At 41.0% G+C, this 21621-nt stretch carries 18 protein-coding genes and 1 riboswitch; of the genes, 8 read left to right on the top strand and 10 right to left on the bottom strand.

The window, feature by feature from the left end; translation table 11 throughout:
• Positions 1 to 35 precede the first annotated feature (35 nt).
• From hcp to LMH66_RS14080, 5 genes are all read right to left on the bottom strand, one after another.
• The gene (gene hcp / locus LMH66_RS14100) at positions 36 to 1694 is read right to left on the bottom strand and encodes a hydroxylamine reductase (protein WP_229370750.1); all 1659 of its coding nucleotides are present in this window, start codon (positions 1692 to 1694) and stop codon (positions 36 to 38) included.
• Positions 1695 to 2084: 390 nt separating this feature from the next.
• On the bottom strand, positions 2085 to 3764 hold the full coding sequence (locus tag LMH66_RS14095; protein WP_229370748.1) for an FG-GAP repeat domain-containing protein: 1680 nt from the start codon (positions 3762 to 3764) through the stop codon (positions 2085 to 2087).
• A gap of 175 nt (positions 3765 to 3939) precedes the next feature.
• Positions 3940 to 4731 carry an EcsC family protein gene (locus LMH66_RS14090; RefSeq protein WP_102527774.1) on the bottom strand — a complete coding sequence of 264 codons (792 nt, stop codon included), beginning with the start codon at positions 4729 to 4731 and terminating at the stop codon, positions 3940 to 3942.
• A 31-nt stretch (positions 4732 to 4762) separates the two neighbouring features.
• Complete coding sequence (locus LMH66_RS14085) at positions 4763 to 5254, bottom strand: peptidylprolyl isomerase (RefSeq protein WP_153912574.1); 492 nt, start codon at positions 5252 to 5254, stop codon at positions 4763 to 4765.
• Positions 5255 to 5358: 104 nt separating this feature from the next.
• Complete coding sequence (locus tag LMH66_RS14080; protein WP_102527786.1) at positions 5359 to 6660, bottom strand: M20 metallopeptidase family protein; 1302 nt, start codon at positions 6658 to 6660, stop codon at positions 5359 to 5361.
• Between the two features lie 275 nt (positions 6661 to 6935).
• On the opposite strand from LMH66_RS14080, the gene LMH66_RS14075 reads away from it, so the two are divergent.
• Together LMH66_RS14075 and LMH66_RS14070 are read left to right on the top strand one after the other, a co-directional pair.
• Positions 6936 to 7397 carry a cold shock domain-containing protein gene (locus LMH66_RS14075; protein ID WP_229370777.1) on the top strand — a complete coding sequence of 154 codons (462 nt, stop codon included), beginning with the start codon at positions 6936 to 6938 and terminating at the stop codon, positions 7395 to 7397.
• A gap of 2 nt (positions 7398 to 7399) precedes the next feature.
• A complete protein-coding gene (locus LMH66_RS14070; RefSeq protein ID WP_229370746.1) occupies positions 7400 to 7930 on the top strand; it encodes a GNAT family N-acetyltransferase in 531 nt (176 codons plus the stop codon).
• Positions 7931 to 8012: 82 nt separating this feature from the next.
• On the opposite strand, the gene LMH66_RS14065 is transcribed toward LMH66_RS14070, so the two are convergent.
• The 3 genes from LMH66_RS14065 to LMH66_RS14055 form a co-directional block, all read right to left on the bottom strand.
• Complete coding sequence (locus LMH66_RS14065; RefSeq protein ID WP_102527770.1) at positions 8013 to 8807, bottom strand: hypothetical protein; 795 nt, start codon at positions 8805 to 8807, stop codon at positions 8013 to 8015.
• A 93-nt stretch (positions 8808 to 8900) separates the two neighbouring features.
• Positions 8901 to 10403, bottom strand: coding sequence for an arylsulfatase (locus LMH66_RS14060; RefSeq protein ID WP_102527769.1), 1503 nt, complete (start codon positions 10401 to 10403; stop codon positions 8901 to 8903).
• 97 nt (positions 10404 to 10500) lie between these two features.
• Positions 10501 to 10890 carry a DUF4345 domain-containing protein gene (locus LMH66_RS14055; RefSeq protein WP_102527768.1) on the bottom strand — a complete coding sequence of 130 codons (390 nt, stop codon included), beginning with the start codon at positions 10888 to 10890 and terminating at the stop codon, positions 10501 to 10503.
• A gap of 480 nt (positions 10891 to 11370) precedes the next feature.
• Between LMH66_RS14055 and LMH66_RS14050 the strand changes: the two genes are divergently transcribed.
• On the top strand, positions 11371 to 13200 hold the full coding sequence (locus tag LMH66_RS14050) for a mechanosensitive ion channel family protein (RefSeq protein ID WP_229370745.1): 1830 nt from the start codon (positions 11371 to 11373) through the stop codon (positions 13198 to 13200).
• 89 nt (positions 13201 to 13289) lie between these two features.
• Here LMH66_RS14050 and LMH66_RS14045 read toward each other — a convergent pair whose 3' ends face one another.
• On the bottom strand, positions 13290 to 13550 hold the full coding sequence (locus LMH66_RS14045) for a DUF5062 family protein (protein ID WP_102527766.1): 261 nt from the start codon (positions 13548 to 13550) through the stop codon (positions 13290 to 13292).
• A 277-nt stretch (positions 13551 to 13827) separates the two neighbouring features.
• Here LMH66_RS14045 and LMH66_RS14040 point away from each other — a divergent pair, with 277 nt between their 5' ends.
• From LMH66_RS14040 to LMH66_RS14025, 4 genes are all read left to right on the top strand, one after another.
• Positions 13828 to 14913: an ecdysteroid 22-kinase family protein gene (locus LMH66_RS14040; RefSeq protein WP_229370744.1), complete on the top strand. Its 1086-nt coding sequence runs from the start codon at positions 13828 to 13830 to the stop codon at positions 14911 to 14913.
• Between the two features lie 213 nt (positions 14914 to 15126).
• Positions 15127 to 18387 carry a winged helix-turn-helix domain-containing protein gene (locus tag LMH66_RS14035; protein ID WP_229370743.1) on the top strand — a complete coding sequence of 1087 codons (3261 nt, stop codon included), beginning with the start codon at positions 15127 to 15129 and terminating at the stop codon, positions 18385 to 18387.
• A gap of 11 nt (positions 18388 to 18398) precedes the next feature.
• Entirely contained in the window at positions 18399 to 18779 is a 381-nt protein-coding gene (locus LMH66_RS14030) for a DP-EP family protein (protein WP_229370742.1), read from the top strand.
• Positions 18780 to 18919: 140 nt separating this feature from the next.
• Positions 18920 to 20131 (top strand): sensor domain-containing diguanylate cyclase, encoded by a 1212-nt coding sequence (locus LMH66_RS14025; RefSeq protein ID WP_229370741.1) that lies wholly within the window; start codon positions 18920 to 18922, stop codon positions 20129 to 20131.
• Positions 20132 to 20200: 69 nt separating this feature from the next.
• Here the strand turns inward: LMH66_RS14025 and LMH66_RS14020 are convergent, their stop codons facing one another.
• Complete coding sequence (locus tag LMH66_RS14020; protein ID WP_102527761.1) at positions 20201 to 20470, bottom strand: DUF6482 family protein; 270 nt, start codon at positions 20468 to 20470, stop codon at positions 20201 to 20203.
• A 224-nt stretch (positions 20471 to 20694) separates the two neighbouring features.
• On the opposite strand from LMH66_RS14020, the gene LMH66_RS14015 reads away from it, so the two are divergent.
• Positions 20695 to 21072: a DUF805 domain-containing protein gene (locus LMH66_RS14015; RefSeq protein ID WP_229370740.1), complete on the top strand. Its 378-nt coding sequence runs from the start codon at positions 20695 to 20697 to the stop codon at positions 21070 to 21072.
• 389 nt (positions 21073 to 21461) lie between these two features.
• Positions 21462 to 21590: riboswitch (glycine riboswitch) on the top strand.
• Positions 21591 to 21621 lie beyond the last annotated feature (31 nt).

Raw genomic sequence — 21621 nt, 5'->3', positions numbered from 1 at the left:
ATAAGCCGAGTACTTATATCACCATTAACAGCGTATTAAGCCGCTTTGATCATCGCTTTAAGATCAGATTCAACATCAGTGGTGTTACGTAAACCGAATTGGTCTTCTAACACTTTTGCCAAGTTTTCAGTTAAGAAAGCTGGCGGAGTCGGACCTGTGCGGATGTTTTTAACACCAAGCGACAATAAGGTTAATAGCACCACAATCGCTTTTTGCTCAAACCAAGATAAAACAAGGCTTAATGGTAGTTCGTTGATGTCACACTCAAAGATATCTTTCAGTGCTAATGCTAACTGAATAGCTGAGTAAGCATCATTACACTGACCCACATCTAACAAACGTGGAATGCCATTAATGTCACCAAATTCAAGTTTGTTGAATTTGTATTTACCACAACCTAAGGTCAAGATAATGGTGTCATCTGGTACTGATTTAGCTAAGTCAGTAAAGTAGCTACGTTCAGACTTATCGCCATCACAACCGCCAATTAAGAAGAAGTGTTTAATAGAACCATTCTTCACATTCTCAACCACAGTAGGCGCAGCTTCCATTAACGCATTACGTGCAAAACCAATGGTGATTTTGTGCGGGATTTCATCGTAAGTGAAACCTTCAAGTTCAAGGGCTCTCTCAATCACTTCACTGAAATTTTCGCCTTCAACGTGTGTCACACCAGGCCAGCCAACAATGCTGCGAGTGAAGATACGGTCTGAGTATTCACCCACATTTGGATCAATAATACAGTTAGACGTCATCACAACTGCACCAGGGAAAGTACCAAATTCACGTTGCTGGTTCTGCCACGCACTGCCGTAGTTACCCACTAAGTGAGGGTATTTTTTAAATTCTGGATACGCTAAGGCTGGTAGCATTTCGCCGTGAGTAAACACGTTAATGCCCTTGCCTTCAGTTTGTTGCAAGATAAGCTCAAGATCTTTCATGTCATGGCCTGACACTAAAATCGCTTTACCTTTAACTGACTTAGTATTGACTTCAGTCGGCTCTGGGTGACCAAATGCACTGGTTTCACCTTCATCTAACATCGCCATCACGCGATAGTTTAATTGGCCAATCTCCATTGCTGTGCCAAATAGCTTGTCACCATCAACTGAATCTTCACCAAGGAAAGACATGATTTGGTGGAACTCACCGGCAACATCAGCATCTGTTTGCTCTAAAACGCGTGCATGCTCCATGTATGCAGCAGCGCCTTTAAGGCCGTATAAACAAAGTAAACGTAGGCCTAGAATATCTTCATGCACATCACCACGATTAGGTAAGGCTAATGGTGCTTGCTCTAGCATCTCAGGTTTTGAAGCAGCAAGGTTTAATGAACCTTGTGCAATAACAACTTCAGGCTCTACGCCTTTTTCAGCACACGCTTGCTCGTAAGCCGCTTTTAATTCGTTACGGTAATCTTGCGCCTGATAGGCATAATCCATTAAACGTTCGTCATCGAAGTTAACGTTAGTCAGTGTGGCAAAGAATGCCTTAGGAACAAAGGTGTCAATTTCAGCATTAATAATGTTGAACTCACGCGCTTTAACTGCATATGCAGAGACGCCTTGCAGCATATAGATAAGTAGATCTTGTAGGTCTGAAGTCGACGCTAGCTTGCCACACATGCCTTGTGAATAACTACAACCGTTTCCTGCTGGTGTTCTTACTGTTTGCTCACACTGAATACAAAACATTGCCTTTCTCCTGATGATAAACTTAATCATGCATATTACTTACATGTTTAAGATCAGTTTACGCTCATCGCCAAAAAGCTAAACTACTTTTTACATAATTTAAGTGGTTTTATGATCTAGATCAGTTTCAGCACTCGCTAATATAAAGCTAACTCTTATCATGAGTTGAAAGCTAATTCGTTGAGTTATTAAGCCAATATATGATGGAAACCATGTTAAAAACTATAGTGAACAACTAAAGTGAAAAACTATAGTGAAAAACTATAGTGAACAACTATGATTCAGCAACAAAAAAGCCAGTATCCTTAATGGTTAAGGAAACTGGCTACTATGACTAGTTAAGTGAATTAAAGAGTGCTTACTAAGGCGTGTTGATCTTTAGCACTACGATTAGTTTGCTAACAACACACTAAATCTACGCTGTAAGTTCTCAGGATCTTGCTTACCAAACCTTAATAATAAATCTTCTTTGCCATCAAGGTTAATATCGACCGCAGATAACATTGAGCCTTCGACCGGTATAGTCATTTGCCACTCTTCAGCCCTTTTAATAAACGGATTATTGCCAGCCTGACCATAATAAATATCCAGTGCATCGTTATCATCAGAAAGCAGTAACTCTTTAAAACCGTCACCATTAATGTCAGCTAACGCCACTACGGGTTCACCACTTTGACCTGAAGTTAAACTGAAATTTAACTCTACTTCTTTAATCACATTGGCTTTGGCGCCGAAACGACTCGACTCGTTCATTTTAAAAACATGCACGTCTTGATCAATACTGCCTGAAAGTAGCGCACTGATAATTTGAGAAATGCTGATATCAAACCCAGCCACAATCACTTCATCAATATTGTCGTTATCAATATCATCAAAGCGTAATCCAGTCAGGGTACCTTCAGCCTTAATAATCGTATCTGCCTCACGAGGGAAAGAAATACTGTCATCGCCTTTTACGCCAAGGTAAATTTCATAGTCATTGCTGCGATCAAATACCCCTGAACTTTTGGTATAGCGTACAACTAAGTCCGTTACACCATCACCGTTAACATCGCCAATGCGCTCTACTTTTCGGTATAGCAAATCACTTTGATCTAAATTCTTACCATAAGCATCACGCTTATTCCACCAATCAACACCACTGATTGGCTGACTAACGGATATGAACTCAGCGATAGCTGAAAACTGGCCATCATTTTGTTGATAGTAAACTTCTAACGACCCTTCACCTACCTTAATAATATCGTCACGACCATCAAAGTTCATATCACTGTGATATAGCTTGGAATGGCTATACTCAGCACCATTATTTTTCAGTTCAACCACAGGTAATAAAGGTAATGATTGCTGAATAAATGTCCCATCAGCAGCGCCTAATAGCACTTGAGTATCTCTAAAGTCACTCATCATGATATCGGCGATATCGTCGTTATTGATATCTTTAACAAACTCCCCACGGGAAATAAAATCAGCACGGCTTGTCACCGCAATAGAGTTTATATCAGCCACTTTAATCAGTGCACTAGAGGGGACTTTTGAAGCAGAGGTAGATAAAGGATCGTCTATATCAGTCAAGTTCAATTCGTCTTGTTGCAGAGTATTGTTTGCTGTTGCTGGATACTCTTCAAAGCGCAGCAAAGAGTCTGCGGTAACAAAGTACAATTGTTGCATTTTTTCAGCATCTTGATCTGAAGTTTCAGTTGATAATAACTTAGACGTATTCTGTTCAAGCTCATTGACGTCAAAACTATAAATGTCTTTGGTCAATAACACTTTATCAAGCATCACCAATTCATTTTGCTGAAAACCATAAATAGCCAACCAGCGGTCGTGGTTATCATCAACCCCTAAGGCAATTAATTCATTACCTGGATTTTCCAATATATTGGCGCTGACAACAGCTTGAGTCAGTTCAAAATCGGCATCAATATGAAAAGTCGTAAATTGCGGTTTAAAGGGTATTTCATCAGAAAATGCGGTGTTACTAACGACACTGCCACTCACAACTAACAGTAAACCCGTGCAGCATTGCAGTAATTGATTCAAACTCACTCGATTAAAAACATTCATCCTGAAAGCCTATCCTTAACAATTAGCGATTAATATTATTGTTTGCTTAATTATTAAGATAGCGAAGATTGATGAAAGTTCACACGATATAATTGTTACGATTTAAGTATGAAGGATATCGAGGGGTAGATTAGCATCACAATACAAGCGTATCTCATTGACTAGCATTGTTGATTTACTCAGTCATTAGCAAGCTATCGTAGGCTAATCTCACTGACTCTCCACCATACTTTCGCTCCAAGCGCCTGACAATGAAATGCCCTCTTGCCATGTCTTGAAAGTGATCGATAAATAAGGTGTTAATGATCGCGCCACCCGCAGCGCCAATCGCGGGCACAGCTTGAGCTGCCATCTTTTGAGTGACTTGTACGCCAAAACGCTCAGCGATAACGGTGACAAATTTAACCATCATAGGGCCAGCTTCTTTACTGAAGCCTTTAGCCGCAATATATTCAGCGGTTTCGGCAATCGAGTTTGCTAATACTGTGCGCACAGCAAAGTATCCTTTCTCGGCTTGATCGTCATCAGTTGACTCCCCGCCTAAGGCAAACACTTCTAAACACGCCATTTTAGTTTCAATATCATTAAGTTGCTCGCCTTCGCTACGAGCAACATCTGCGATAGACCGCAACATGATAGTAGTAGAAATAGGTAGCTCAATGGCTAAAGCAGATAAGCCAAAAAATCCGCCCACTCCGCCACTGACAGCAACACCCAGTTTATGCCAGCGATCAGAAGACTGCTCACCTGGCGCTTCTTTCATAGTAAATAGCGCGGCATCAGATGCTTTAGTCAGCGCCATTTGAGTCACTTTGCCAATTCCGCCACTGACACTTTTAGGCAGTAATGAAAAACCTTTCTCAATTGGCGTACCGATAAAGTCTGTGATTTTTGCAGCAAGCCCTGGGTTTTCAAGCAATTGCTTAGCTTGGGTCAGTTGCAATATATCAGCTTCAGATAGACTCAAATTAACTCCCTACAAACTCAAGTGTAGCCTCTTAGCTAATGGTAACCTTTTCAATCACGATAGCCTCTTTCGGCACATCATCATGACCCGCTATCGTTGCCGTTTTAACTTTTTCAATTTCTTTAACGACTTCAATGCCAGCAACCACTTTACCAAATACTGCATAACCCCAACCATTGTTGGTGGTCGCGGTATGATCTAAAAAGGTATTGTCACCGACGTTAATAAAAAACTGCCCAGTGGCCGAATGCGGCGCATCAGTTCTCGCCATAGCGATTGTACCCAGTACATTACTTAAGCCACGGTTGGCTTCATTAACAATCGGATCCCGTGTCGGTTTTTCTTTCATTTTGGCAGTAAAGCCACCACCTTGGATCATAAAACCTTTAATAACACGGTGGAAAATCGTGTGCTCATAAAAGCCCTCTTCGCAATACTGCAAAAAGTTCTTTGAACTGACTGGTGCTTTTTCCATATCGAGCTCAATGCAAATATCGCCAACATTAGTGCTAAAGGTAATCATATTTTTTATCTATATCCAAAGTAATCGCAGAAAAGGTTAATCCTGCTTATAGCCAATATTATAACGTTATTTGTCTAGCCAAGGCATGCTTGGCTCAGCAACAACTATTGTTTTTGGTTAAACAAATCCATTGCTGTGCGAGTCATCGCTCTCACACCCGTTTTAATCGTTAATGGATAATCTGGGGCAAACAAGCTTGAGTGTAATGACGGCAAGCCCTCACCAGAATCAAGACTTGCCTGATAAGCCCCAGGTTCAACAGCTCCTAGCCAAAATAACGTAATTGGCACATTTTGATCTGTACGGCCATATAGGCCAAAGTCTTCACCCGCCATCACAGGCGGTGCAATCACTACATTTTGTTTACCTAACTCAGTTTCGATACTGGCTTGCACTTTAGCTGCAAGCTGCGGCTCATTATAAGTTGAGGGAATGGTTTCATCGTCATGCACATAAACCTCTGGCATTAACTCGTCAGGTAAACCTGCACTTATCGCAATGCCTTTAGTGATACGTTTAATGGCTGCAATTTGTTGTTCACGCACTTCAGGATTATAAGAACGTAACGTTAACTGCAGCTTTACTTGATTGGAAATAATATTGTGCTTTGAGCCGCCATGAATGGAGCCCACAGTGACAACATTAGGCTCAAGCGGAGATACCTCGCGACTCGGAATCGTTTGCAGTGCTAACACCGTTCTTGCTGCCAACACCACGGGGTCGATGGTTAAATGTGGGTAAGCACCATGGCCACTCTTGCCCTTAATAGTAATATCCACCGAATCAACATTTGCTAAAGCGTAGCCACTTACCACACCCACTTTACCCGCTGGAATACCTGCACTGACATGTAAGCCAATGACATTGTCAGGGGTTGGGAATTGACTAAACAAACCTTGCTTTAACATGGCTTTCGCACCACCGCCGACTTCTTCTGCAGGTTGTGCCACCATCATCAAGGTGCCTTTCCAATCTGCTTTATGCTTCATCAACTGCTCAGCGGTACCAATAAAACTGGTCATATGAATATCATGACCACAGCCATGCATAATGCCAACGGTATTGTTGTGCTCATCTAGTGTTGTCACTTTTGAAGCATAGGATTTACCCGTTTGCTCAATAATCGGTAAACCATCTATATCAGCTCTTATCATCAGCACTGGGCCCGTGCCATTTTTATAAATGCCAACGACACCGTAACCACCAAAGTTATCAGTCACATCAAAGCCAAGTTGGCTTAACTCTTTTGCCATCCGAGCGCTGGTATTTTTTTCTTGATAAGACAACTCGGGATATTGGTGCAAATGAGTATAAAGCTGCTCAAGTTTCGGCATAGATTTCATTACCGATGCATCAAAGTTTTCAGCTTGAGCTGAGACACTAACAAGCGAGCTCGAACCAATCATAGTCGCCACGGCAAGTGAAATGGATAACGCTTTCGGTATTACAGCAAAACCTGCTGATAATTTCATGATATCTTCCTTGTTTACTGGGGCGTGTTGTTCTTTTTGTGGTCAAGGTATTGCTTAAAAAACAATATGCCGTCAAAGAGTAAGCACTTGAGTAATTATATTTATTAAGGTGTGTTATTAACCTAGCATAGTGGCTGGCAATTGTGGCTGGCAATTTTATAATGTGTGCTAAAACATGCACTCACTCAAAAAGGAAAACATTGGTGAAAATGGAAACTGGTCGGTTGGTTCGCTGGAATAGTAATAAAGGGTTTGGATTTATTGAACCAGACGAAGGTGACAGAGACGTTTTTATTCATATTTCAACCCTAAAGCATATGGCAAGAAAGCCACATGTTGGCGACAGAATTGAATATGTAATAGAGCAACTTGCTGATGGAAAAATAAAAGCTGTTCAGGCACAAATTGAAGGCGTTGCTGTTCGCACTCAATCTAACAAAGACAAGCAACAGACGAATCAATCACATCAGGGCCAAAAATCAATCAAGAAAAAAGGTCCAATCAAAATGCAAAAAGCCACCACGGCTTCAGGTACCATGAGTCGGATCATTATTATTTTGATTGTTATTGCCATCGGCCGCTTTGCTTATCAAGCTTACTATGACATCACAAATGCATCTGAAGCAGGTGCATCTGGAGCAGATGCAACAATCCAAGAACCAAGGAAATAAAAGTGACAATAATCATCGAAACAGAGCGCCTGATTATTCGTGAGTTTAACATTAATGATGCAAAAGCAGTTTTACACTTTAATACAGAAGAAGTGAATCGCTACACTGGTGATGCAGGCATGTGTAATAACATCGAAGATGCGAAAAACATTATTCAGGACATCTGGTTAGCAGAATATCAGAAATATGGTTTTGCTCGTTGGGCTGTGGAGCTAAAAGCCACTAACCAAGTGATTGGTTTTTGCGGTTTCAAAAATGACTCCAGGATAAATGCTGTCGATATCGGCTATCGCTTACACCCAGATTTTTGGGGTAAGGGCTATGCCACAGAAGCTAACCTTGCCTGTATTGAGTATGCTAAGAAGCATATGGATTTAGATATTATTTACGGCGAAGTTGTTAACCTTAATCTTGGCTCAGTGAATATCATTGAAAAATTGGGCATGAGCTTTATCCGAGAGTACCAAGAGGATAATTTTACTCTTTTACGCTATGCGCTTTCTCTAAAAGGTAATCCATTACCAACTGAGTAATGTTAAAAACAAAAAGAGCTCAGACATGGTTAAGTCGAGCTCTTATGGATACGTGATTAAGCATGACTGCTATTTAGTCTCGCTAAAAGTACGCAGCCCAACCAATGAGAAAACCTTGTGAAGCGGTATCGTAAGCAAAATTATCTTCATTATCGTAATCAACCCAGGTGGATTTATAGCCCATATTTAAATCAGACCAAGTGTTTATCTGGTATCTAACGCCCGTCATAATCGACGAAGTGAAGTCAGTATCAGTACCTAAACCTGCATCTGCGCTAACATAAAAAAGCCAATCCTCATTAATTGGATTCATCCATCGAATACCAATTACATAATCAACCCAGTCATCTTCTAAGTTAATCTCACTGAAAATGGCATTATTGTCTTTGCGGTATAACTGCATATCAATGTCGTTATCCCACCAACGCAGTCCAAATGTATAATCCAGTGTGCTATCGCCATATTCATAGCGTTTAAAGCCCTTAGCTTCTAATACGCCTTGGCGAATATCAATATCGCCTTTTAGCACCAAATTGTTAGTGTTATCTATTATGTTATTGGTTTCACCATTGAGCTTCATGAAGCTATAATCAATGTAATAGCCCCACTGATTCTGATGAATTCCTTCAAAATGCACCATAGCAGTCATTTCAAGGGTATCCATAATAAATTGCGGATCAACATCGACCTCAAGATTCTGATCGTTGACAGTGGTGTCGCCACGTATATTCAGCGCTAACCCGTAAATCTCTACGCTGTGCTTCCATGATGCTTCTGTTGTCGAGAAACCGTCATCAGCAAACACGCTTATTGACGTAAACCCTATCGCTGTAGACAACAAAGTACTGCAAACAATTAGCCACTTTCTAAGCTTCATAAAACCTTCCTTGTTAACATGTAGACCTATATAACCCAACCGAAATGGCTATATAGGCCCTTTAAAGCAGACATTGAAAGAGAGTAAAAGCCTTTAATTCCCAACGCCACCACTATTAACTGAACCAATATCAGCTGTCATTGGCGGCCACTTTTTAAACGTCTCTAAATGCTTTTGTACAGCAGCTTGCGCTGGGCCAAATGCCCACATTTTTTGTCCCATCCATTTGAGGTACATGCCAGATTCTTCAGCGGCACGTTCATAAGGATCACGTCGAAGGTTAAATAATAGCGGCGCATTCAACTCTTCTTTGGCTCCTGACCATCCATTATTCTGTACCACAAAATGCGCCTTCCAATCACCAACTCTTACAGCCTGTAAGCGATCACGTTCGTAATAAAAAATCTCTTTACGCTGCGAAGGCTCATCTTTAGTCAGCATACCCAGCTGGTTGTAACCATCTAAATGGGCTTTAAAGCCTTTATAACCCGTCAACATTTTCTGCTTCAGATCATTAGGACCACCAGCTGCTGCAACCAAGGTAGGTAAAAAGTCCATACCATCAAACATGCCATTTTTAACTTGGCCCGCTTTAATTTTGTCAGGCCAACTAATTAACATTGGCGCTCTTACTCCGCCTTCCCAAGTGGTGCCCTTCTCACCATGAAATGGTGTCATACCGCCATCTGGCCAAGTCATTATTTCAGGGCCATTATCAGCCGTGAATACAATGATGGTGTTATCAGCAATGCCCAGCTCTTCCATTTTGGCTAGCATTTCACCCACATGGTCATCTAAATCTTTCATGACAACTTCTTGTAACCCCCAGCCATTTTGGCCAAGCATTTTTTCGTACTTAGGCGATAAATGAGTCCAAACATGACCTCGAGATGGGCAATACCAAGTAAAAAAAGGCTTATCGGCTTTGACTGCTCTTTCAATAAAATCGATGGTGTGTTTGTTTACTTCATCATCAAGTGTTCGCATACGTTCAATCGATAACGGTCCATCATCTTTAATAGACTGCTTACCTTTACCTGTTGATTTAGCATGGATTACATTACGAGGAGCAAATGATTGAAATGCTGGATCGGTAGGCCAATCAGGGTCTTCGGTGTATTCCATTGCATTCAAGTGATACAACCAGCCCCAATACTCATCAAAGCCATGCATTGTAGGTAAAAACTCATCGCGATCACCTAAATGGTTTTTACCAAACTGGCCTGTCATGTAGCCCATTGATTTTAATATCTCTGGCAGTGTAGGAGTATTTTTATTCAGTCCTACTGGTCCGCCTGGTAAGCCCACTGTATGCATTCCCGTTCTCACCGGAAGTTGCCCTGTCATAAAAGCAGATCGCCCTGCTGTACATGAAGGCTGAGCATAATAGTCAGTCATTAAAATGCCTTTTTCAGCAATACTGTCGATATTAGGTGTATCACTACTCATCACGCCATTGTGATAGGCACTTAAGTTTGAGATACCAATATCATCAGTAAAAATAACAAATATGTTTGGCTTATCCGTTGCCGCAAATACACTGCTACTGACCAAAGTGAATAGCGTTAATACTCCCCATGAAACAATACTTTTCATACAGTCACCTTTTAGTTTAAACATCAATTTGATTATTAATTAACACATTAAAAGCTATGATTTATAAGCAAATAGCTCACTAGACTTACGATAGAACTTAAACGTCTTCTAATACTGTTTTTCTGATCATTTGAATGCCCACTACCCCAAAGCCAATTTCCAACAGCAGATACACAACCAACAACCAATGTGGCATACCATCAATGAATAAGCTCAAACTGCGACCTGCTGCTAAACCAAGCATAAACACGACCAAACTGTATAAAGCTGCAAGCCTGATGGATGCCTTTAAAGCACCTGCCACCCAAAAGAGCACCAAGGCTAAATAAAGCCCCATTACAGCGCGAAAAATATGAGTCACATTAATGGGTTCTGCGTTGATATCGAATAAAAATGAAAGTGAATTAGCTGGAGAAAAACCATAAGATAATGCGATAGGAAGGAGCCCTACAGCCGCCAGAAGTAAAAATATTTGTTGTGCTTTCATGCTTCATTAACTCCATGTTTTCTGTGAGTCTAAGTTTGATTCCATTCAACTGATAACGTACTTAATTTGTCGCGTTTGGTATTGGCTAAAACAATGATGCTCTTTTTTTTCAGGGTGTTAGTGGTTTCAGGCTATATAGATTCAGTCTAGGCAAGATTCAACATTAATCAAATTCAACTTAGCTATTATTAAAAGTCTATTATTTTCAATAAGCCGCTATTCATCGGCAAGAACGGTATCAGGAACTACAACCTGAAATAGATAACCCACTTAACCTGCGACAAACACCACTACGCTCAGCTTCTTGTAGGCATTAATAGTTATCTGGAGGCGTGGCTTTACCTTTAGTGGCAAAGTATCAACCGCAAAATGTAACCATCTTTAATTAACTTTGTGAAAATTATGATAATTCGAGCTAGCAGTCTGATGATAAAACACATATATTTGAAAGTGTTTCAGGTCTTATTTTAGGGATAAATTATGATGCACAATTGGCGCTGGCTTCTCTCTGTTGTTTTACTCATTTCACTCCACTGTGCCCCCTTTAACGCTGTTGCCGCTGATGACATTAATCTCAAAAAAGTCGCAGAGGCAGAAAAACGCAGTGAAGCCATTGCCGAAGCACAAGGCGGGTTGATACTTGCCCGAGATGGTGAAACGCCACTATCAACATTAATCGCCATAAGCCAAGCGGTTGAGCAAGATGATTGGGAAACAGCGGCTGAATTTGTCGACTTACGTTATTTACCTAACGGCATTAATCCAGAAGACGGCCCTGAATTACTGCGAAAGCTATCCATTTTATGGAACAAGCAAAATATCATCGACTTGTCGCAAATCAGCGATCAAGCAACAGGACACTTAAACGATAAGCTCCCAAGTTACCGAGATTTACTGGGCGTACTTGAAACCAATACCGGCCCAATTCCTGTTTATATGCAGCATGTCCCAGATGGAAAAGGCGGTAAAGTTTGGAAAATATCTAACGCTACCGTCGCCAAAATCCCTGAACTCTGGGACGAATACGGTTACAGTCCTCAAATAGAAACCCTCGCAAATTTCTTACCTGAATTTAAAGCCTTTCACATGGAAAACTGGCAATTACTCATATTCAGTTTAAGCATATTTTTTGGTTGGATAGGCACTGGGCTAATTAGTATCGCGGCCAAAAGTCTAGCCAAACACTTCGAGCCTCGTATTGCAGGATTAAGCCGATTTTGTGGCCGCAGTCTGCGTTGGTTCTTATACTTATCATTACTGCAATATGTCGCTTTGGCACTTGGATTATCTGTGCGTGCAAGAGTTTGGTTTGATAACAGCACGTTACTCTACCTTGCCAATACCATTTTGATTTTGGGTTTAGTTGAGCTTTATTCTGCTTACAAGTCTAAGCAACTTCATGATCAAGATAAAAGTTACAGTGTGGCTTTATTAAGACCTATGGTAGCCATTCTTAAAATGGTCATAGTAGTTATTATCGCGCTGATGTGGTTTGAAAGTTCAGGCTACAATATGGCGACAATCCTAACAGGTTTAGGTGTTGGCAGTTTAGCCATTGCATTAGCCGCACAAAAACCATTAGAGAACGTCTTTGGCGCATTAACCCTCTATGCAGCAAGGCCGATTAAACCCGGTGATTTTTGCCGCTTTGGCACAACCTTAGGCGTGGTTGAAGAAATCGGCTTACGCTCAACCCGCATTCGTAAGCTTGACCGCACCGTAGTGCATATCCCTAACTCAGTATTTTCATCCCAAGAATTAGAAAACTTTTCAGTGATCGATCGCCGCCGTTATAAGCATGATTTGCGAATTAGCCTCGATACTTCCAAAGAGCAGTTACAAATGCTGCTGATGGAGTTGCGTAAATTACTCTTATCGCATCCAAGAGTATTAGAAATCGCCCAGCGAGCACGTTTTTTAGCGATTGAACGTGACGCTTTTGTGGTCAACGTCAATGCTTACATTGATACTGGTGACATCAATGAATATTTTGGTATTGCCGAAGATTTGAATTTTCACTTATTGAACATTATGAAAACACTGGATATCCATATTGCGCCAGTAGGGCAAAATGTGGTGCTCAATAATGCGGTGCCTGCTGATCTCGACGCGCAGCAAAAGGCAGAGCAAACCATTCGCCAGCTTATTGAAGAAGAAGAGCTACCCTTTCCAAATTACAGTGAAGACACCCGCGAAGGATTTAAAGATAGTGTGGCTTATCCGCCAGTCGGTAGCGTGACTAAGCCTAAAGATGTGCTGAAATCTCCTGAAGAATTAGAAGTGGATAACGAGATGGTCGCTAAATCTTGATGGTGAAGCAGCCTTGATGGAAAGATAACCCCAAATAAAGCTCAAAAAGCCAAGCAGACGCTTGGCTTTTTAGTACGACAGCCCACCATTTAGTTCATTAATGGATGCTCTGGAGGAAGCTGTTTTGAAATCCATAACACCAATTTATGCTTTCTATTAGGGCCATCATCTTTGTCTTCGGCAAGTGCTTGTATCAAGCCATCTTGTACCAATAAACGATAAATACATTCCACTTTGTCCTTTGGCGAAATGCCTACACCAAAATCTTTAAAACCTCTTTTTTTCGCATATCCCTCACCAATTTCCATGGCGAGTTTCAGTAACTTGCTATCATTTTTGCCTGGCTTCATATCCAAACTCCAGTCGGTTTCAATACCTTAAAATTACGCTATTTTCTTCAAAATTCAATGCATACCCTCTAAGTCTTGAGAAGTATTTCACTTATTCTGTGGTTAAACATACAATTTGCTCAGTATTTATTGAATAGTGTTTATTGAATCGCATTTATTGAATTGTGTGTATTGAATAGTGTATTGAGTAGTGTTTAGCTAATTTCTACGCCAATACTGTTTCAATACCGTTTCAATGCCACATCAATACCGATTATAGAGAGATTATTTTCATCGAATGAATATTGAAACTGACTTTAATTCAAGCGTTAACTCAAGTGTGCTCAACACCATAAAACAACAAACTGGTGCGACAACAATTACTCAAATAGAGCTGATTCAATCGCTTTGGAGTGGTTACGGCGAATTGTTCAGAGCTCACTTGTGTGGTTCAACCTATGACAGCGTGATTGTTAAACACATCAAGCTACCTATGATGGACCCACAAGATAGCACCACAGCACAATCGCACCCTAAAGGATGGAATACAGCCCTTTCTCACCAGCGCAAGATAAAGTCATACCAGGTAGAGTTTCATTGGTATCAAGATTACGCCAACCGATGTAGCCAAGATAATCGGGTGCCTAAATGTTTATATCTAGAACAAGATGGCGATGACTGCTTATTGATTCTTGAGGACTTAGCCACTGTTGGTTTTAACAACGTCCTCACTCGAGCTGATGATACCGCCATCAAGGCTTGCCTTAAATGGCTCGGAAGTTTTCATGGCCAATTTCTATTTCAAAATCCTGATGTTCAGCACCTAGATTCAACTGAAGAAGATAAAAAAGTAACTAACCACTTACATGAAAAGCTCTGGCAGCAAGGGACCTATTGGCATTTAGATACTCGACCTGATGAATTAGCAGCATTAGCCGACCCGAACTTAAAAGCCGCAGCCAGGCAAATCGATACCCTACTAAAACAAAGCCCTTTTCAAACCTTAGTTCATGGCGATGCTAAGCTGGCTAACTTCTGTTTTAGCCCAAATCACCAACAAGTGGCTGCAGTGGACTTTCAATATGTAGGCAAGGGTTGTGGCATGAAGGATGTGGCGCTGCTACTCAGTAGTGTACTGACATTTTCAGAAAGTGAGGCAAAGATCTCTGGGTTACTGGATGATTATTTTAACGCATTGGTCAGCAGTACTTTAGTGCATCAGCCCCAAATATGTACCACCACATTGGTCCAGACTTGGCGACCTCTATACTCCATCGCTTGGGCTGACTTTCAACGTTTTGTAAAAGGCTGGAGTCCTAATCATGTTAAAATTAATCCCTACACTGAAGCGTTAACGCTCAAAGCACTCAATCAGCTTAAATAACGACCATTCTGTTTATACCGCTCAACAGTGCATCTAGCTGCACGCCTTAACAATCCAATCGAAATAAAAGCCTATATTTTATACATTTTCACACTTTAAGTGGTTACATATCTAACCATAAGTTGGTATAAGTAAATGCTAATGAAACGCAATTGCGATTATTTAGCAGTCAAAGCATGATGCAAATAGCTGGGATTTCAACGGAATGTAATAATGAAAAAAGAGATTTTTTTCTTTGGTGAGTGGCAGGTCGACCCCAATAGCAATAGCGTAAACCTAGGCAAAAAAACCAAACAGCTTGAACCCAAAGCAATGGACGTGCTGATCTTGCTATGCGAGCGCAGCGGTGAAGTCTTAAGTAGCGATGATATTGTTAATCACTGCTGGCCAGATAGCGATATTGGCGACAATCCACTGCATAAAATCATCAATCAATTACGCCGCGCCCTTGACGATAAAGCCACTTCGCCCTGTTATATCGAAACCATTCGCAAACGTGGCTATCGTACTATTGCCGATGTTAACTTTCCCATTGGACACGAAACCGTTGCCGATAACCAGCAGTGGAAATCAGGCTCGCCCTTTCCAGGCCTGCAAGCCTACTCAGAACACTTTTATGAAGTCTTTTTCGGACGCAGTAAGCAAATAAGCGTCTTACTCGAACGCATCAGCCAGCAAGTCAAATTTGGCCGTGGGTTTTGCCTCTTATTAGGCCCCAGCGGCAGTGGTAAATCATCATTAATTAATGCGGGAATTATTCCCAACCTCACTGTCGGCGCAGGTTACAACGGCGTGCATCTAGCCTCCTATGGTAGTCTCGATTTTGCAGATGTATCTAAATCGCAACTCTTCATTGAACTTGCTGGCGTCATGCTCGATTGGGAAATAAATGATTTGCCAGTATTTGACGGTGACAGTGCCGACTCACTGTCTCATCGACTCATTACTGAGCCCCAAGCTATTGTGAGTCAATGTAAACAAGCGATAAAATCTAACCATAAACGCCACACTCACTTTGCTTTATTTATCGACCGCCTCGAAGTCTTACTATCTTCACCGATATTTTCTCAAGAGCAGCGCACAGCATTCATCAGCATACTCGAACAATTAGCCAACTCGGGTTGTATTATAGTACTGAGTGCCTGCCGTAATGAGTTTTACCCATTATTAGTGGCCTACCCCAGTTTAATGACAGGTAAAGGGCGTGGAGCTCATTTTGATTTATCGCCGCCTACTCGCAATGAATTACTGCAAATGATCCGACTGCCAGCTGTTGCCGCCAATTTAACCTGGACCAGCGATCCTGATACTGCGACACCGCTGGATGAAATACTATGCGCTGAAGCCGCCAGTAACCCTGATGCACTCCCCATGCTGCAGTACATGCTCCAAGCACTGTATTTAAAACGCAGCAAAGATGATCAGTTACTGTTTAGTGTCTATCAAGAACTGGGCGGGATAGAAGGTGCAATAGGTAAAAATGCCGAAGATGCCATTGCCGAGCTAACTGTGCAGCAAAAAGCCAGCTTGCCTCATGTATTGTCGCTATTGGTCACATTACGTGAAGATGAATCATCAATCACCAGCCGCACCGCCCGCTGGGCACAACTGCACACCAAAGAAGAACGGGCTCTGACACAGGCGATGATCAATAGTCGTTTATTTGTTTCCAGCCTACAAAATGGCGAACCCTGTTTCAGCATTGCGCACGAAGCCTTATTAAGGCGCTGGCCAAGAGCCACATCATGGATTGCCGAACATAATCAAAGTATTCGTATTAAAAGCCGATTACAGCACCTTTCTAGCCGTTGGCTGCAAGAAAATAAACATCATGCATACTTACTTGCCGACGGTAAACCACTGAAAGAAGCGCAAGCACTTAAAGCTAATCCGTTATTTGATTTAGAGCCACAAGAAATCGAACTGATTAATGCCTCTAGTAAACATGAACGAATCAAACGCTGGCAAAAAACCTTCACCGTCTCATTGTTGATTTTACTCACTATCACCTCGATTTTAGCCAGTATTAAAAGTTTCGAATCTGAGAAGATGGCACTACAAAAAAGACAAGCAGCTGAAAACCTACTTGGCTTTATGGTGGGAGATTTTGCCGACAAAATGCGTGGCATTGGCAGAATGGATTTACTCGATGGTATTAATAAAAAAGCGCTGGAATACTATAGCGAAGCATCAAGCCTTAAAGACACCAGCTTAAGCTTTGAGTCTCGCTTTCAACAAGGGCAAACACTAGAGGCGATGGGAGAAGTGGCTTATTCACGGGGTAAAATAACCGAAGCCAAAGAAGCATTGTTAGCCGCTAAAGAAAAGCTCAGCGCATTGTTAATTGAGCAACCTGAACATTTTGAGTTGCTTAAAACCCTAGGGGCTAATGCGTTTTGGTTAGGGCAATTGGATTATGACCAAAGTGACTGGACAGCCTCAAAAGTCTGGTTTGAACAATACCTAAATTACAGTAAAAAAATGTATGACCTAGCGCCAGAAAATACAGAAGCGCTGATGGAACTGTCATACGCATATAACTCCTTAGGCTCTATTTCGATAAAACAACAACGCTTTCATGAAGCCACCAATGACTTCACTGAATCATTAAAACTGAAGGGAATAGCTTTAATTAATGACTCGACTAATAGCCAACTTATCGCTGATATAGCCGACACTCGCTCATGGCTTGCAACTGCGGCAGTGTCTCAAGGTGACATTCAAACTGCTATTAACCTCCATGAACAATTACAGCAAGATTTAGTCGCTTCTAATAATAATCTAACGCCATACGCCCTATACAGGTTATATGCCAGTTATCACATCCGCTCTAATTTTTTACGTTATCAAAAGAAGCACCACGAAGCATTTGAGGTCGCATTGTTAGGATTAAGCACAATCAATAAAGCTTTAATTCAAGATCCGAAAAATGAGCAATGGCAAATAGACAAGTTCGATGCATTGTTACGATTACTAGAAGTCGTAAATAAAAAAAATCTGCATCGTATGGAGTATGACGTTGAGACCTTGGCAAGTTTACTGAGTAAAAATCAATTGCTGATTAACTCTTCAAAAAATCAGTTAATTTGGGCAAATTATCATTTGGCAGCAGCTCGTTATTTTTTCAATCATAATCAATATCAACAAAGCGCTGAATACGCCGCTATTGCCGTGGATTTATTTTCTGATATTTCCAGTCGACACCCTGATAATATCAGTTACAAAGCTTTACTCTCTTCAAGTCAGCTGTTAAGCCAGCAGACACTCACCCTAGTTAACTCTAAGTTCAATGACACCTCAATCTGTAATGAAGTCAAAACAAGATTAGCCCTACTCTTTCAAAAGAATAAACACCCATTAATCACAAGTCCGTACTTTAAAGCACTGCAATGCTTAGGCGAACCTCTACCAGAAAACCAACTCAGCACTATCACACAACTTGTTTTACCTACCCACAATATAATGATTAATTAAAAGGAATTATCATGCTAAATATCACTGGCAAAGCCACTTTTATCACTGTTACCGTTACCATCGATAAAAATGAAGTCCCCACTTTTTCATACAGTAATGACACGGGTTCTGTCGAAGTTTCTGGTGAAAGTACCATTACTTACTTACTAGATGACTTAACAGACAAAGGATTAAAATTTGTAGGCGCCGCTTTTGAAACCCCTTTTGACGGTGTTATTGATGCTGTAACTACCAGCAGCGATGGTAAAATTATCCAGTTAATGGACCTCGATAAAGTTGTTGGCACCACAAAATTTCAATTTGTATTAACAAACACCGATAACTCACTTTTATTACTCAGTGAGGATCCACAAGTAGTCAACAAAGGAGAAGGTTCAAGTAAAGCTTGCTAACCACCACTCAAAACACAAGAAATAACAATCACTTAAAAAGGAAGGTTGACGAAAGGTTATCGCCAACAGAGTTCGATAGAGTATTAACTAGAAAACGCAGCTAATGCGATGAAATTAACACACTAGTAAGGATACTCGTTATGTTAGAACTCACTTCCACTGCAGAGAAACAGCTAAGCCAGATTTCTCAAGTGAAAATGGATATGTTCATTGGTGACACGCTTGGTGGTAATTATCATTACAAGTTTGGCGCTAATGAACAGCCTCCGAGTGCTAACCCATTAAAAATTGAACCCCAGTTCCTATCTAATAATTTAGCTCAACATACGACGGCTAATGCTGCAGATCTAGCCGCAAATAAAACACGCACTGATTCAAATGAATATAATCATTTTGATAAAACGTTGGAAACTAGGTTCAATCCTCCTCATAGCACAACCATGCTTGGTGGTAATGCACTCAGCTCATTATCGACTTTAGTTGATTACATGATGGAAGCGATGATTGTGGTTGATGAGTTTGGCAATATCCAAATGGCTAACCGTCACGCAGTGGCGTTATTGCTCGATTGCAATAAAAGTTCTACAAACTCTTTAATAGGTCAACGCTGGCAATCTTATTTGACCGAACCTCAAAAGTCTCATTATCAACAGATGATTCTCGAATCAACATTTGAGCCAAGACCACTAAACCATCTACCTAATGAAACCACGCTTAACATGTCCAATGGCCAAACCATTGATGTTGAAATGTCTGTAACCCATTTTCCTAAGTCAGAACCTTTATTTGGCATCATCATAAGAGATTTAAGTAAGTATCGCGCAGAGTATCAACAGCTTTATAAGTGGGCATCAACGGATTGCTTAACTAATTTATCTAATCGCCGTGTATTTGATGCCGACTTAAAACACCACTGGAAAACCTGTATTGAACAGGGCGACCCAATCAGCGTATTGATTATTGATATCGACCATTTTAAAAGTTTTAATGATAACCATGGGCATGTGATGGGTGATCGCTGCTTGCAAAAAATTGCCGCTGCGATTCAAGCGTCTTTACCCAATGAAAATTGCACTGCCGCCAGATATGGCGGAGAAGAATTTGCCTTAGTGATGCCAAATTGCGATACATCAGAAGTGCAGCAAACAGCGCAGCTTATTCAGCAAAATATTAATGCGCTGACTTATATGGATATAGGTTTGGATATTTCTGTTTCTGTTAGCGTAAGCCAAGGTCATGCTAGTGAGGTCAATGGCCAGTTCAGAACGGAAAATGCCCTACTTTGCGCCGCCGATACAGCATTATATCGTGCGAAAGCAGATGGTAGAAACCGTATAAATGCTTGCTGTTAGTCTGCAATTGCGAGTTAACAAAAAGCTGGCTTGGTTTTGAATCAAGCTAGCTTTATTGATCAGCTTGAATCACAAGTTAATCACCTGTTGGTATTTACCGCTATTATCTAAGCCACACATCTCATCATAAGCCGTTTGATATTCAAGGTGAGCGATAGCATAATCATGACTTTTCAGTAAGGCTTTAGCTTCAACGATTGAATGAACACACTCGCCTGCCACTTCGCCATTTAATCCGGCGAAGTTATTATTCGCATCAGTAAGGCCCACCAAATAATGCGTGGCATCTGCAACGCCAATGATCGTTGCAATACTTCCCGATTGATTCATATTATCCATCATTTGGCACCTGTTTAATTGGCTATAAAGTGCACTACGCAAATAGTGAAATGTTGGTTCATTAATCTTCAAAGATAATGGAATAAAGGCCAGTATCATTAATTTCTTCAATTTATGTTCATCACTGCGTAATGCTGATATAACTAAAGACTGAAGCGGTAAACCTATGCAGTCTCTTTATGGTTTCAATTGAGTCAATATCGCCCGTTAATAAGGAATAATTCATGAATTGGTATATAAAAGTTCTTAAAAATTACATTAACTTTAAAGACCGAGCCCGTCGGAAAGAATATTGGTTTTTTGTTTTATTCAATTTAATTGCGGGCATTGTATTGGCCTTAATTGACAATATGACTGGCACATTAACCCCCGAAACAGGATACGGCTTACTCAGCGGTTTCTATTCTTTATTAGTTTTCTTACCAGGGCTTGGCGTTACTGTGCGTCGATTACATGACACAGGCAGAACCGGTTGGTGGATATTAATTGGATTAATCCCGCTTATTGGTGCTTTGGTTCTACTGTATTTCTTCGTATCCGATAGCGAGCAAGAAACTAATCAGTACGGCCCAAACCCGAAGGGCTTTGAGTCTGAGTGTTAACTTATCCTCAATGGCAGTGATTGGTCACAAACCATTCACTGCCGCTTTATAAAATCTCATTATAGCTACTCAGATTACATTGGGATTGGGATTACTGTTGAATAATAGCGCAGTCAGTTACCGCTCGATTAAACTGTGATCCACTTCTCTTGAGTCAATGAAATAGATCCCGCATGCTAATCGCCCTTTTTGATTAATCACTTAGCTAATACCAAGCAAGATTATTCAATAAGATCCGTTCGGATGAAGGTAGCAGGAGAGTGGGGAGTAACCCCACACCGACGAGGCAAGTTTATTCATGCAATGACATTTTGTGTAAACATTAAGTCATTTCAAGCAAATGAATAAAGCACTCTTTCAGGTGCCACATAGTGGTGAGGACTGTTACTGGACGAGCCTCTGGAGAGACTGTAAGCAAACGTGGTTCGTTAGCGATTGTTATTACAGCGCCGAAGGCGAAAGTGAGGCTGACTTGTCAGTCACGCGAAACGCTCAGGCAAAAGGACAGAGGAGAGGATGACTGTATTCATTTATGGTCGCTGTCGTTTG

Source organism: Shewanella sp. 10N.7 (genome assembly GCF_020806285.1).
Classification (GTDB): domain Bacteria; phylum Pseudomonadota; class Gammaproteobacteria; order Enterobacterales; family Shewanellaceae; genus Shewanella; species Shewanella electrodiphila.
Note: the sequence above shows the minus strand (reverse complement) of the source record. Positions and strands in the feature narration are given on the sequence as shown.